We start from the raw sequence: 14,788 nt of genomic DNA, 5'->3' as shown, positions 1-14,788 counted from the left end.
GTACAGGGGTTTGTTACAATGATCCTCTATTTTAAACTGTTAAATGGGAAATTAACATGCTGTCTCGTTTGGTTCGACAAATATTACAAGCAACAGTCTACGATGTTGCAATCGAAACTCCACTCGAAGCGGCACCTCGAATTAGTGAGAAACTCAATAACAACATTCGTTTTAAACGTGAAGACTTACAACCAGTCTTTTCATTTAAGCTGCGCGGTGCCTATAACCGCATTAGCCAACTCCCTAGAGCTCAACTTGAACGTGGCGTAATTACTGCATCTGCTGGCAACCATGCCCAAGGTGTAGCACTGTCAGGTAAAAAACTCGGGATTCGCGCCATTATTGTGATGCCGAAAACTACGCCAGATATTAAGGTTCAGGCAGTCAAGCGTTTAGGCGGTGAAGTGGTTCTCCACGGCGACTCTTTTGACGTTGCAAACAAATACGCAATTCAACGTGCCGTAGAAGACGGTATGAGCTTTATTCCACCCTATGACGATGAACTGGTTATGGCAGGTCAAGGCACGATTGGCAATGAAATTTTGCGCCAATGGCGTGATGTCAACTATGTCTTCGTCGCTGTTGGTGGCGGCGGTTTAATTGCTGGCGTAGCAGCCTACTTAGGCGATGTTGCACCACATGTCAAAGTCATTCCTGTTGAATATGACGAATCTGCTTGTTTAAAAGCCGCATTTGAGGCGGGTGAACGTGTAGTACTGCCTCAAGTCGGTCTATTTGCTGATGGCACAGCTGTAGCACAAATTGGTGAAAAACCATTTGAAGTGATTCAACTACAAAAGTCGGATAACTCAGGCCCGATCGTTGAACGTGAAGTGGTTTTAGTCAATACCGATGAAATTTGTGCTGCAATTAAAGACACCTATGATGAATGTCGTAGCATTGTTGAACCATCAGGTGCAATGGCCTTGGCAGGAATCAAAAAATATGTTGAAAAACACGAGCTGATTGGGCAAAACATCGTCTCAATTGTATGTGGTGCAAACATGAACTTTGACCGTTTACGCTATATTGCAGAACGTACTGAATTGGGTGAACGTAAAGAAGCTATTTTTGCTGTGACCATTCCAGAGAAAAAAGGTTCATTCCTGAATTTCTGCCGAGCGCTACAGGGCCGTAATATCACCGAGTTTAACTACCGTGCGAGCGATGCCAGTGCAGCACAAGTCTTTGTCGGGATTAGCTTAAAAGGCGGCGAAAAAGAGCGTCACGATATTTTTGAAGCACTCAAAACTCAGTTCGATGTCGATGACTTGTCTGATGATGAAGTGGCAAAATTGCATATTCGCTATCTGATTGGTGGGCATGCAGACCTTGAAAATGAGCGTCTGTTCCGTGTTGAGTTCCCTGAACGTCCAGGTGCACTGTTAATGTTCCTCGAGCGCCTTGGCCCTACCCATAACATTACCCTGTTCCACTACCGTAACCACGGCGCGGCTGAAGGTCGTGTCCTCGTTGGTTTAGAAGCAAGTGATGCTAAACAAAATCCAGATGGTTTGATTGAAACCTTAGAAAGTATTTCGTATCCATATGAAGAAATTACCAATAACCTAGGTTATCAACGGTTCTTAAAATAAAAGATTCAATACATACATAAAACCGCCCTTCGAGGCGGTTTTATTCTATGAGCTGCATCGGCTCTTCATCACCAAACGTGTGGTTATACGTAACAATAATTCTATCGATCAGCTCATCATTATGCGGTACCAATAGCCAATAAGGGTTTTCCCGCTCGATAACCAGTAAACTGAGTTCATAAGGCTCAATAAAAATTTTAATGTGATTAAAAATAACATCAAAACTAAATTCAAAATCATAACCATGCATGTCTGAGGTTTCTTCTTCCTCACTGTCATACATTTGATAAAAAGACGCCATATCATCATTAATTTGGTTTTTCAGCTCGTCTAAGTCAATACCTAATTGTTGAAGTCGATGGCATTCATCAATACCATTTTGTCGAAAATCATCGAGTTCTATTTTTTGAATGTTTGAATAATAGCTATTCAACCAACGTACAAAGTGCTCGAACTCATCTTGTTCTTCTGGAATTGCGGTATCATTCAATTCTGGAAACGCGACCCTCAGGGATTCATACAGTGTCTTCCGCATTTATATACTCCTTTGGATGAGTGATATATTGGTATAAGGCAAAGCGCGGTTGATCGAAAATAGCGTGTCTGTATAAAGATGACATCTTGTGAAATTTGGCACAACATTCGTTAACAATCGACGTATAAAAAAATTTAAAGGAAAGATGACATGGCACAATTTGCAGTGATTGGTTTAGGAAGCTTTGGAGCCACAGTTGCAACTCAACTCATTGAACTGGGACATGATGTCATTGGTATCGATAGTGAAAAAAAATATGTTGAAAATATTTCTGAGCAGGTGACCCATGCTGTCATCGCCGACGCAACAGATGAACATGTCCTCGATGAATTAAATATTAAAAACTGCGATGCCGTGGTGGTCGCAATTGGTGAAAATATTGAAGCCAGTATTTTGTGTGTGCTGCACCTCAAAAATATTGGGGTTGAAAAAATTTGGGTCAAAGCCAAATCAAAGTCACACCATATGATTTTAAGCCATTTAGGGATTAGTAAAATTATTCACCCTGAAGAAGACATGGGCGTGCGGATTGCGCAGTCTTTATGCTATCCCATGGTCAGTCGCTATATGGCGCTTGAAGATAATCACTATATCGTCAAAATTGAAATTGATGAAAAACTACAAGGGACTCGCTTCCGCCAACTGATGGATCAAGCACCTGATTTGAAAACATTACTCCATAAACGTGGCAAAGACATTTTGTACAGCATTGACCCCAATTTAATTTTACAAGTGGGTGATATTCTAGTTGTTGAAGGTTTAGTTGAAACATTACGTCGTCTTTCAGCACGGTTCAAATCATGAAAAAAGTCAAAGAATGGCAAACCCCAAAAAACAGCACCATTAATTTAAGCCCGCCCAGCCTGCTGGCTTTGGGTTTTTTGAGCTTTATTATTATTGGGACTCTATTATTAAAGTTACCCATTTCACACTACGGTGAACTCAGTTGGATTAACTCTTTGTTCACCGCCAGCTCAGCAGTCACCATTACGGGACTGTCTGTGGTGAATGTCGGTGAAACTTTTACCGTAACAGGTAAAATCATCATCATGCTACTGATTCAAATTGGTGGCTTAGGCTTTATGACTTTTGCAATTTTAGCCGCACTGAGTCTGTCGACCAAACTCGGTTTAAAGCAACAAATCATGGCGCAAGAGACCATTGGTCAAACCAGCTTATCCAAAGTATCCTTCACCATTAAAGGTGTACTGCTATATTCCTTATTTTTTGAGGCGATCGGCACGGTTATTTTGACCATCGCATGGTTAGAAGATTACAATTTCAATCAAGCTCTGTTTTATGCGGCTTTTTATAGTGTATCCGCATTTAACAATGGTGGCTTTTCACTGTTTCCCAACAGTCTAATGAACTTCTCGGGTCAGTATCTCATTACCTTTACCATCAGTATGCTATATATCATTGGTGGGACAGGTTTTGTGGTGTTAATGGACATTAAGCGCAGCAAGCGCTGGAAAGGCTTAAGTACCAATAGCAAACTGATTTTATCCACCATTGCAGGCTTGAACCTGATAGCTTTTGTTCTTTTATGGGCAATTGAATCGAACAATCCCCTCACCTTAGCGCCAATGAGCTTAGGTGACCAAGCTTTAAATGCATGGTTCCATGCCACCGTGCCTCGTTCATCAGGCTTTAACAGTCTTGATTTGGCACAAATGAAAGATGCCTCGACCCTCGTGACCATGTTACTGATGTTCATTGGGGGCGGCTCGATGAGTACCGCAGGCGGGATTAAAGTAGGTACTTTTATTATTGTTTTACTCAGCGTGATTAGCTTCCTTCGACGCGAAGATGAAATTCGTGTGTTCAATCACTCTGTTTCTCAAAAAACCTCTTTTAAGGCGATGGCTGTCGTCTCTATTACCGCAGCACTTATTTTCTTAGGCATCTTTAGTTTATCTTTAATCGAACCTAATCATCAGTTTATGGATTTGTTATTTGAAGCTATTTCCGCTGCTTGTACTGTCGGTTTGTCACGTGGCATCACGGGTGAACTTCAACCTGCAAGTTTATTTATCCTGATGCTCTTGATGTTTGCAGGTCGTTTAGGTCCTTTAACTCTGGCCTACCTGATTGCGACGCCGAAAAAGAGCCGCCTAAAACACCCAACGGCCGATATTCAAATTGGTTAAAACACCTAACACTTAAACATAAAAAAACCACGTATCAAACGTGGTTTTTTTATGTTTTTAAATTAGTACCAATTCATTAAGGACACGCCCAAGCCCACATAAGCTGCTCGGTGGTTATAATCAATTAAGCTTTCGCCATAACCATCAAACAACTGGAAATGGCCACGCAACTTCCCTGAAATAGGAAAAGCCCAGTCAAACTGTGCAGCACCACGTGAATCATCACCACCTTTTAAACTATGGCGTAGCATGAGTGAAAAGTCATGTTCATTCCAACGGTAGAATGCTGTTAAGTCACCCCGTCCGACATAATCCTTAATGTCAGGGTTATTATCATCACCTGCATCTTCATCTAGACGGTACCAAGGGCGCAGCATGAGCGCAAAGTTGTCTCTTTCAAAACCCACATTCAACATGACACGGTTCCAACTACGCGACAGCGGATCGGAACGACCATTAGACTGGTGGTTGAAAGTTAATCCCAGTAAGCGACCATTTAAACCCAACAATTCATAATTGGTGCGGAAAACCAAACTGGCTTCAGGCTCATAGTTCGTTTCACGGAACGGACGTGATTCATCACTATTATAAAGCTGCCAACGAGAAGACTGGGTATAACCCAACCAAACATCACCATTGTCCCCAAATAGGTTTTCCACAGCTTTAGTTTTTAAAGACAATTGGAATTTCGCTTCCATTGACTTTAGGTTCTGATCTTCATCCACCGTATTGGTCGGATTTGGACTTTGTGGATATTCATTTTTATCTGTCGTCCAAAAACCAGGCATTAAATACACAGGCTGATAGGCACGAATATTCCAAGTTCCCAGTTTGCTTTCTGGTGAAAGCTCCCAACGACTATCCATTAAAGATAAATTTGGGGATATTTTAGGGCCTTCCGAAGCAAAGACAGAGCTTACACTTTGTGCAATTTTCCCTGTGATATTTTCAGGTTCTGGTGCAATTTCCATGGCTGCACGTTGCTCAGAAACAATATGTGGTTTTACCGCTTCAGGAATTTTAAATAATGCATCATAACAAGCCAAACGGTCTGCATTCGATGCCAATGCAACACATGCCTCGGCTGTTGCAGGAGCTGCAGGTATTTCGGAAATTTGTGCATGTGTTTTAGCGACACCCAAAGTACTGAGCACAGTCATGCTCAGTACTAAAGTTGAACGCTCAAATGATTTGAACGCCATACGACCCTCTTATTGTTTTACTGAACTTGTTGAATACTAAAACCTAACTCAATTAAAGTATCACGCTTCGCCATAGGTGCAACCACGGCTTTCGTTGGTTTTTGTTCAAGCAAGTATTGTACCGCCACACGTTGCAAGTCCTCTAAACCCACAGCCAAAAGACGGCTGCGTAACTGCTTACGGAAGGCTGGTGTACGTGCATGTAAAAGTGCATAACATGCCGTAATCGCTTCACCCGCTGGTGAACCTGGTTTGTCCATACCCGCAATCAAACCTAAAATTGCTTCTTCAAGCTGATGGGGTTTTTGCTCAGTATTGAGCAACCATTGCACACTGGCTTCAAAGTCATTGAAGGTTTCAGCCAAACGCGGGTCACGATAGCTATAGAAGCGGAATGAACATGCATTGCCGTCATAGCTTGCGCCACCACCATAAGCCCCACCTTTTTCACGAATTGCACTGTGTAAGAAACCATTACGTAAGTACGCTGCCAGCACCATCAGCGGGGCAGCATCTGGATGTGACACCTCAACGGCTTGATAAGCTGATGAGCAGAATTGAACATTGGCTTGAATTAGCCATGCTTCATCGGCATCGCTATCGATCTGCTCAGCCGTTTTCAAACACACAGTGTGTTCAGGAATAGCTAATTTGTCCCACACATTTTGAACTTCTTCAACCAAACGGTCTGACTGATGTTCTTCACAAACCAGTAAGAACTGTTTTGGTGCTTGTAAAAGTTTTAAATGAATCGCTTTTAATTCATTAATCAAATCATCATAAGCTGTTGCATCATTTTCAATACGGCTGACCAGATCGCCTAACCAGTTTAATGCACCCAAGCCCGTGTTGTGATAATCACGTTTTGCCAAGGCACTGTGGTTACGTCCCGCAATTTGCATCGCATAACTGTGACCCGAACCTGAAAGACGGGATGCCCAACGTGTTTTGCGTTGTTGCAATAACTCGATAATGCGATCTTTTTCGTCAAAACGGAGTTGTTCAAACGCCAATTTCAACAAAGCAATACTGTCAAAATTACTCACCAACGATTTTGTGGTCAGCGTTAACCATGCACTGATTTGATTTTTATCATTCACTTGCGAACGTAAAGAAGCGCCCATACCTAAACCACCACTCACCGCAGTCTGCAGTTGTTGTAGTTCTAGATAGTCATACTGACCTGCACCAACTTCACCCATCAAAATGGACAGCAAGTTAAAGTAAGGTGACTGCACTACATCTTGCGGAATCTGGATCAGGACTTGGTTGTAGTAAATACCATTCGTACCTGCATGATAAAGATTCAACGGATAATCGATACGATTTGAGATAATCTCGCGCAACTGCCCTTGTACAATTTGCAGTTCAGCAGGCACATCTTCCAAGCCCACTTTCGGCAAAAGATTAAGGTCATCTGGGGTATCTTGACGGACTTTAAGTGATTCAGTTTGTGCTTCAATTTCTGCTTTTTCAGCGTCTGTTAGCTGCGCACCAATTTCGGCTAAACGTGCTTTTTCTGCCGCCGCTTCTACTGCAGATTTATTGGCATCAGGCACCAAAGTCATTTGTACACGGTGCGGGTTATCAATCAAATAAGTTTTGATTAAGTTTGACAACCACATTGGATCTTTCAGTTCTTCTTTCACCGCAGCAATGGCTGAGTCTACATCCCATACAGTGACTGGGTCGCTGTGGTGAATCGCACTACCCAAACCATTTAAAATCAGGCTTAGACCATAAGGCATGCCATCGCCATTGATTTCACGTTGGTGCAATTCAATTTGATGTAAAATCGCATCGACCATGTTCTGATCAACAGGTTTTGAAGCGACGTCTTCTAAAACCTTAAACACGCCTGCTTTAAACTCAGCTGTATGTTCAGGGTTTGAACCCTGTACGCCACAGTAGAAAGTCATTTCATAATTTGAATCATCTACTCCCATAATCGGGCCAGTAGACTGTGCATAACCACAGGTCTCAAGGTAATGACGTAACGGAGAAGCCGAATCTTCTAACAATACACCTTCGACAAGGCGCATACCTAAGTGTAGTTTGATCTCACTGGCTTTAGGCAATAACCACGAAATGATGTGATAAGTTTTGTCTTTTAAATCTTCTGCATCTACCGCATAGGTTTCAGTCACTTCTAGCGGCGCAGTCAAACGGCGCTCTTCTTTAGAAAAGAGCGTTTCACCTTTTGAAAACTTGGCCAAGGCTAAAGTTTCAAACTGCTCTTGTAGATTGTAAGCAGGCTCATTACCAAAGGTCATGAAAACTGCGTTACTTGGGTGATAATGCGACTTGTAGAAATCCACTAACTCAGGGTAAGTCAAGTCTGGAATATCTTTAGGGTCGCCACCAGAGTTGTAGTGATAAGTGGTTTCAGGGAATAAGTGGTGCGCTAACTGATGATACAACTGGTCTGAAGGCGAACTCATTGCCCCTTTCATTTCGTTGAAAACCACACCTTTATAAACAGGCTCACCGTTTTCAAGCTCAATGCGGATCCCTTCTTGGGCAAAATCCAGCGGATTCAAATTGGCTGCAAAAGCAGCATCTAAATACACTTCAAGTAAATTTTGGAAATCTTTTTTATTCTGAGTCGCAAATGGATACGCTGTCCAATCCGCCGCAGTAAAGGCGTTCATAAAAGTATTCAGTGAACGACGAATCATTAAGAAGAACGGATCACGAACAGGAAATTTTTCCGAACCACACAGTGCTGTGTGCTCTAAAATATGCGCTTCGCCTTTTGAATCCATAGGTTGGGTGCGAAATGCAACCAAGAATACATTTTCATCATGATTGGTGGCCAAGTGATAATGCACTGCCCCAGTGACTTTATGTTTATATTCAGACACTAAAATGTCTAAAGCTTCAACATGGTGTTGACGTACCAACTGAAACGCAGGATGTACAGTTTGAGAAATGGTTTCAGTGACATCTACAGTCATGTGATCTCCTAACAATAATTAATACACTGCCTGCATTATAGCTGTAGTTGTCAAAAGATTTCACGCTGAAAACCTGAGTAATTTGCTGGAAATTTGAAAAGCATGTCACTGCTTTCCAAATTTCAGTCTTTTTGAGGGAAGCGTTCTCAGAAAGTAAAACTAGATGAGATATTTAAAATAATTATAGTTCGGGTGATTTTCCACAAAAACATAGTTTTGCTTTTGATAAAAACTGGCTGCGGACAAATCTGCGGTATTTAAACACAGTGCAGAAAAGTTTGGACGCGCACATTTTTCTAGATGCGCCAACAACTGACGACCCACACCGCTCTTACGGTATTTAGGATGTACATAAAAACGGCGTACGCGCCCAATACGCGCCTCGATTTCATTTTCACCCCATTGCTGATTTAAACCGCCACAGGCAATCAATTGGTCTTGATCGTAGGCCAATAACAACACTTCACCCTTTTGATCAAAACGATTTTTTCCGCTTTGATATTCTTCGATCAAGCGGGTTAACGGTTCATATCCTTCTTTTGCTGCGAGTTGTGCCAAAGCTTGTATTTGAGGAGGTAATTGTTCTGCCGCTTGAATTAAAATTTCCATCTAAACTTCCTTGAATATGAGCAAAGCCATTTCACTACATTTGCCACGTAAATAAAATGAATTTTCCTCAACAAACTACAGCAATCTTGAGCATTGGTGTAAAATGTCGCTTTATTTTCAATACGTGACGAAAAAAGACATGGCAACTGTTGATCTTTTTGCAATTGGTAATGCACTAATCGACCAAGAATTTAAAGTCTCTGACGACTTCCTTATTCAACAACATTTGCAAAAAGGCACTATGCAGTTAACTGATGGTGAAACACAAGCAGATCTTTATAAAAAATTAAAAGAAACACAAAGCTATAAAGGTCAAGCTTCAGGTGGTTCAGCAGCCAACACCACCGTTGCCTTTAGTGCCTTGGGTGGTTCAGCATTTTACGCATGCCGCGTGGGTAATGATGAGCTAGGACAAACTTACCTCAACGGTTTGCACGAAGCAGGCATTAAAAACACTGAAAAATCAATCAGTGAAGGCCTAACAGGCACGTGTATGGTTCTAGTCAGCGAAGACTCTGAACGGACTATGCATACCTATTTGGGGATCACGGCCGAGTTAACTGAACAACAGATTGACTTTGAACCCTTAAAAACAGCGAAATGGCTCTATATCGAAGGTTATCTTTCAACCAGCGATAGCGCACGTTTAGCGGTTAAACAAGCGCGTGAAATTGCCAAAGCTCATGGCGTTAAAATTGCATTAACCCTATCTGACCCTGCGATGGTGCAATACGCGCGTCATGGTCTAGACGAAATGATAGCGGATGGTGTGGACTTATTGTTCTGTAACCAGCAAGAAGCCATGATGTACACCGAAACCGAAACAGTTGAGGCGGCTTTAGCAAAACTTAAAACAATGAGCCAGCATGTGGTGATTACGCTTTCCGCTGAAGGTGCACTTATTTCAAATGCACAGGAAACATTTAATGTCGCGGGTCGTAAAGTACACGCTATTGATGCCAATGGCGCAGGTGATGCCTTTGCTGGTGCCTTCCTCTATGCTGTGAATGCTGGCTTAGGCTTGCATATAGCTGCGCAACTTGCAATTTTGATTTCAAGTGAAGTGGTGTCTCAGTTTGGCCCTCGTTTAGCTGTGGCAGATTACGCTGAATTGTTCCAACAACTGCAAAAGGAATGTGCATGATGCAAAAAATTTGCATGACGGAAGACATCCCAGAACGCGAAGCGCGTTCTTTTGAAACACCTAAAGGGGATACGATTTTTATCACCCAACGTGACGGTGCTTTCTTTGCTTACCAAAACATTTGCCCACATTTGCAAGTTGAACTTGAATTTTTGGAAAACCAGTTCTTAGACCGCGACCAAGAATTTATTGAATGTTCGACCCATGGTGCGTTGTTTATGGTGGAAACAGGTGAATGCATTTCTGGCCCCTGCCAAGGCGAAGCACTTGAAAAAGTAGCGATTACCGTGCATTCTGACGGTGGGATTTATCTCACAGAAGAATAATGAAATTGGACGTTCACCATGTATGAGTTGCTACATCACCCTGATTTGATGCTCTTTCATTTCAGCTTATTGACTTTAGTCATACTCAGCATGGTGGAAACCTTAGGCTACTTTTTTAAATCTCGCCCAAGTCATTTCCTTAAAAGGCTCTCGCCACAAAAACTGACTGAATCTCCGCTGCTGGACGTTAAGTTTTCTAAAGTACTGATTGTAGTTTTTCTCTTACTTAATTTTAGTGTTGCAGGTTATTTCCTTCAGTTCTGCATCTACGCCAAAGAACAGGCCTTTACTTCGGCTTACTACCTGATTTTCCCTGCGCTGATTATTGCAATTTTCTTTACCGTTTTTATGATCCACTGTTTGGATCAAGTCATTAAACCAAGACCAGATAAAAAGCAAACCAACTTACTGGGCCGTCTGGCAACCATCTCCAGCGGGAATGCACGTCCTGGTTTTTCGGCTCAAGCACGCGTTCGCGATGAATATGGTCAACTCCACTATGTGCAAGTTGAACCTGAGTTTGGTGAACTTGAATTTCAATCACAAATTATTCTCATTCGTCTAAAAAAGTCGCATTACATAGCAAAGAAAATTTCAAAATCCAATCAACTTTTTAGCGGCGAAAGTACGCGCTAAACAAACACTCAATCAAATCCCATTTCAACGCTGTACGTCTGTATGAGCATGTTTATCCTTTGCCATGGCTACTACCCCTACCAAGATATTGATACAGCGTCAGCCTCCAACAAACGCCTCACAACGCGCTGTTTAAATCGAACCCTTGCCTCATCTTCTTGCTCAATCTTTTTAAAGTAATCTTTCATTCACAATCCAGCTTTCTACAATTTAAAAATATTTGCGCAAAATAAGATCAGAATGAGAATTTTACTCTCCGCCTCTGCCTTCAAGCTCATATGACACAATAAAAGACTTTTTAAATATTAATTCGACTTTCAATTCCTAATTTCCTTGTGATGTATGCGACAGATCAAATCATCCATGATTCATATTCGTTAAAATCCATCATTTAAAAGCCCTATCACTTTTATTATCTTAAGACGAATTATCAATAAAATAACGATGAACGTTAAATATAAGCGTTTTAGTCGGATTTAAAATAAATATATACAAGTATTTTAGTCAGGTATTTAAATATAAACATAAGTAATTTGGTCAACTTTAAAATACAAAAATATTAGTTTATTTTTCATCACATCATTATTTTAAGTATATGTATTTAAAAGACTTAATAATATATTTTCTATTTAAGTTTAAAGACTATTTATCTTTTGTATGTTTTTGTTTAATAATATAAAGCAAGTTAAAAAAATAGGCTTTGTGAAATGAGCTTAGTCCCCAAAAATCTCAATCAAAAAGTCACCAGAGAGATTGTGGCCATTTTAATCATTAAGGTGATTATTTTAATGGTCATTAAGAACATCTGGTTTGACGCCCCGACTATTCCTAAAAATTTTGACAATCAAGTTGCTGAGCGTATTGCAGGCAATCCATCCCCAATCAAGGAGACACGTTGATGATATCTGAAAGCGTGGTCGATCTTTCGCGGTTCCAGTTCGCTATGACCGCGATGTATCACTTTATTTTTGTTCCACTTACACTGGGGCTTGCCTTTATTCTTGCCATTATGGAAACCACCTATGTGATTTCAGGTAAAGAAATTTATAAAGACATGACCAAGTTTTGGGGGAAACTCTTCGGTATTAACTTCGCTTTAGGGGTCACTACTGGCTTAACCATGGAGTTCCAGTTCGGGACTAACTGGGCATATTACTCACACTATGTGGGGGATATTTTCGGTGCTCCATTAGCCATTGAAGGATTAATGGCATTCTTCTTAGAATCGACATTCATCGGTCTGTTCTTCTTTGGATGGGATCGCTTATCCAAAGTGCAGCACTTATGTGTGACATGGCTGGTTGCACTCGGTTCTAATATGTCTGCCTTATGGATTTTGGTTGCAAATGGTTGGATGCAAAACCCTGTCGGTTCTGTATTTAACTATGAAACCATGCGCATGGAACTGGTAGATTTTGGTGCTCTCATTTTTAACCCAGTTGCACAGGTAAAATTTGTACATACCGTGTCTGCGGGTTATGTGACAGGTGCTATTTTCGTTCTGGCTATTTCAAGCTACTACTTACTGAAAAAACGCGATATTCCGTTTGCGCGTCGTTCATTTGCCATTGCCGCAATTTTTGGTTTAGCTTCAACACTTTCAGTGATTTTACTGGGCGATGAGTCAGGTTATGAACTGGGTGATGTTCAAAAAACTAAACTTGCAGCCATTGAAGCAGAATGGGATACTCACCCTGCACCGGCACCCTTTACTTTGTTTGGTATTCCAAATAAAGAAACTATGACTACAGATTATGCAGTGAAAATTCCATATGTGATGGGTCTTATTGCAACACGTTCTTTAGACAAAGAAGTGACTGGCATTAAAGATTTGATCGTTCAACACGAAGATCGTATTCGTAACGGTATGGTGGCTTACTCACAACTGGAAAAACTACGCGCGGGTGATACTTCTCCAGAGCTAAAAGCTGCCTTTGCTGAAACTCAAAAAGACTTGGGCTATGGCTTACTGCTGAAAAAATACACACCAAATGTAGTTGATGCATCTGAAGATCAAATTAAATCTGCTGCAAAAGACACGATTCCACACGTACCAAGCTTATTCTGGGCATTCCGTGCCATGGTTGTATCTGGTTTCCTTATGCTGTTGTTATTTGCTCTAGCAACCTTTGCTGTGGCAAAACGCAATGCAGAAAACAAACCATGGTTACTGAAGTTTGCGCTTTTCGCTCTGCCTCTGCCATGGATTGCTGCACAAACAGGTTGGTATGTTGCAGAAGTAGGTCGTCAGCCGTGGACGATTGGTGAAGTTCTACCTACACACTTGTCAGCATCGAGCTTAAGCACAGGTGATGTGTGGGGTTCTATCGCTGCCTTAGCTGCGTTCTATACCGTTCTTTTGATTATTGAAATGTATTTAATGATCAAATTCTCACGTCTTGGTCCAAGTTCGCTTCACACTGGTAAATACCATTTTGAAAAACTTGAAGCAGCTCGTAATGAGGAGACTCAAGCATGATCGAATATGAATTACTCAAAATCATTTGGTGGGTTTTAGTCGGCGTCTTGCTGATTGGCTTTGCCCTCACCGATGGCTTCGATATGGGCTCTATGGCGATCATGCCATTTGTGGGCAAAACAGATGAAGAACGCCGTGCGGCTATCAACACCATTGCTCCGCACTGGGACGGTAACCAAGTTTGGTTCATTACTGCTGGCGGTGCATTGTTTGCCGCATGGCCAATGGTTTATGCAACAGCATTCTCAGGCATGTATTGGGCGCTACTTTTAGTATTGTTTGCCCTATTCTTACGACCTGTAGGTTTTGACTACCGCTCTAAACTACAAAATACCAAATGGCGTACGTCATGGGACTGGGGTTTAGCAATTGGTGGTGCTGTGCCTGCACTGGTCTTCGGTGTGGCTTTTGGGAACATGTTCTTAGGCGTGCCGTTTAGTTTAGATGACACTGTCCGTTCAACTTATACAGGAAGCTTTTTCGCCCTGCTTAACCCATTTGCTTTAGTCTGCGGCCTAGTTAGTTTATCAATGCTGTGTGCACACGGCGGTGCATGGCTCATGCTTCGTACCGATGGTGACTTACGCAGACGCTCAGCACAAGCAACGAAACTTATGGGCATTGTTTATCTCATCTGTTTCTTAGGTGCTGGTGCTTGGTTGTACTTTGGTGGAATCGAAGGTTATACCTTAGTCACTCCATTTGACACCAACGGTGTTGCTAACCCATTGGCAAAAGAAGTGTTGACCAATGCCAACCATGGCTGGATGAACAACTACTCGACTTACCCAATGACCATGATTGCGCCTATCGCTGGTATCTTAGGTGGTTTAATTGTGGTGCTTGCAGCAGGCAAAAACAAAGCGGGCTTTAGCTTCTTAGGTTCGAGTTTAGCGGTCGTGGGTGCAATTTTAACTGCTGGTTTTGCGCTGTTCCCATTCTTAATGCCATCAAGCATTCAACCTGTTGCAAGCTTGACCATGTGGGATGCAGTTTCAAGTAAAACGACGTTAACTGTAATGACAGTTGCGGCATGTATCTTTGTCCCACTCATTTTGTGCTATACCACTTGGTGTTACTACAAAATGTGGGGTGTTATTACCAACACACACATTAAAGAGAATTCACACAGCCTTTACTAAGGCTGTGTCTAAG

Annotated in this window: 13 protein-coding genes; 9 read left to right on the top strand and 4 right to left on the bottom strand. The window is 41.8% G+C overall.

Features of this window, described 5'->3' with window-relative positions:
- The first annotated feature begins 56 nt into the window (after positions 1 to 56).
- The gene (gene ilvA / locus AC4MC0_RS06625; RefSeq protein ID WP_491887395.1) at positions 57 to 1,595 is read left to right on the top strand and encodes a threonine ammonia-lyase, biosynthetic; all 1,539 of its coding nucleotides are present in this window, start codon (positions 57 to 59) and stop codon (positions 1,593 to 1,595) included.
- 40 nt (positions 1,596 to 1,635) lie between these two features.
- Here ilvA and AC4MC0_RS06620 read toward each other — a convergent pair whose 3' ends face one another.
- Positions 1,636 to 2,130, bottom strand: coding sequence for a hypothetical protein (locus AC4MC0_RS06620; protein ID WP_151836130.1), 495 nt, complete (start codon positions 2,128 to 2,130; stop codon positions 1,636 to 1,638).
- 150 nt (positions 2,131 to 2,280) lie between these two features.
- Between AC4MC0_RS06620 and AC4MC0_RS06615 the strand changes: the two genes are divergently transcribed.
- Entirely contained in the window at positions 2,281 to 2,934 is a 654-nt protein-coding gene (locus tag AC4MC0_RS06615) for a potassium channel family protein (protein WP_004696678.1), read from the top strand.
- Positions 2,931 to 4,280, top strand: coding sequence for a TrkH family potassium uptake protein (locus AC4MC0_RS06610; protein ID WP_004696676.1), 1,350 nt, complete (start codon positions 2,931 to 2,933; stop codon positions 4,278 to 4,280). The genes AC4MC0_RS06615 and AC4MC0_RS06610 overlap by 4 nt, the downstream gene beginning before the upstream one ends.
- Positions 4,281 to 4,342: 62 nt before the next feature.
- On the opposite strand, the gene AC4MC0_RS06605 is transcribed toward AC4MC0_RS06610, so the two are convergent.
- The 3 genes from AC4MC0_RS06605 to AC4MC0_RS06595 form a co-directional block, all read right to left on the bottom strand.
- Entirely contained in the window at positions 4,343 to 5,482 is a 1,140-nt protein-coding gene (locus AC4MC0_RS06605; protein ID WP_491887394.1) for a phospholipase A, read from the bottom strand.
- A 17-nt stretch (positions 5,483 to 5,499) separates the two neighbouring features.
- Complete coding sequence (locus AC4MC0_RS06600; protein WP_491887393.1) at positions 5,500 to 8,439, bottom strand: insulinase family protein; 2,940 nt, start codon at positions 8,437 to 8,439, stop codon at positions 5,500 to 5,502.
- A gap of 159 nt (positions 8,440 to 8,598) precedes the next feature.
- The gene (locus AC4MC0_RS06595) at positions 8,599 to 9,048 is read right to left on the bottom strand and encodes a GNAT family N-acetyltransferase (protein ID WP_004696669.1); all 450 of its coding nucleotides are present in this window, start codon (positions 9,046 to 9,048) and stop codon (positions 8,599 to 8,601) included.
- 139 nt (positions 9,049 to 9,187) lie between these two features.
- Here AC4MC0_RS06595 and AC4MC0_RS06590 point away from each other — a divergent pair, with 139 nt between their 5' ends.
- The 6 genes from AC4MC0_RS06590 (at position 9,188) to cydB (ending at position 14,775) form a co-directional block, all read left to right on the top strand.
- The gene (locus tag AC4MC0_RS06590; protein ID WP_491887504.1) at positions 9,188 to 10,192 is read left to right on the top strand and encodes an adenosine kinase; all 1,005 of its coding nucleotides are present in this window, start codon (positions 9,188 to 9,190) and stop codon (positions 10,190 to 10,192) included.
- Between the two features lie 14 nt (positions 10,193 to 10,206).
- Positions 10,207 to 10,518, top strand: a complete 312-nt coding sequence (locus AC4MC0_RS06585; protein WP_010326961.1) for a Rieske (2Fe-2S) protein — start codon at positions 10,207 to 10,209, stop codon at positions 10,516 to 10,518.
- 18 nt (positions 10,519 to 10,536) lie between these two features.
- Positions 10,537 to 11,154, top strand: coding sequence for an OB-fold-containig protein (locus AC4MC0_RS06580; RefSeq protein ID WP_335999323.1), 618 nt, complete (start codon positions 10,537 to 10,539; stop codon positions 11,152 to 11,154).
- A gap of 707 nt (positions 11,155 to 11,861) precedes the next feature.
- Positions 11,862 to 12,053, top strand: coding sequence for a cytochrome oxidase putative small subunit CydP (cydP, locus tag AC4MC0_RS06575; protein WP_004696660.1), 192 nt, complete (start codon positions 11,862 to 11,864; stop codon positions 12,051 to 12,053).
- Complete coding sequence (locus tag AC4MC0_RS06570) at positions 12,053 to 13,633, top strand: cytochrome ubiquinol oxidase subunit I (protein WP_004696658.1); 1,581 nt, start codon at positions 12,053 to 12,055, stop codon at positions 13,631 to 13,633. Before cydP ends, AC4MC0_RS06570 begins: the two co-directional genes overlap by 1 nt.
- On the top strand, positions 13,630 to 14,775 hold the full coding sequence (gene cydB / locus AC4MC0_RS06565; RefSeq protein WP_491887392.1) for a cytochrome d ubiquinol oxidase subunit II: 1,146 nt from the start codon (positions 13,630 to 13,632) through the stop codon (positions 14,773 to 14,775). The genes AC4MC0_RS06570 and cydB overlap by 4 nt, the downstream gene beginning before the upstream one ends.
- Positions 14,776 to 14,788 lie beyond the last annotated feature (13 nt).

Source organism: Acinetobacter sp. CAU_H_S139_7 (assembly GCF_058599305.1).
This window is presented reverse-complemented; position numbering and strand designations above follow the sequence as displayed.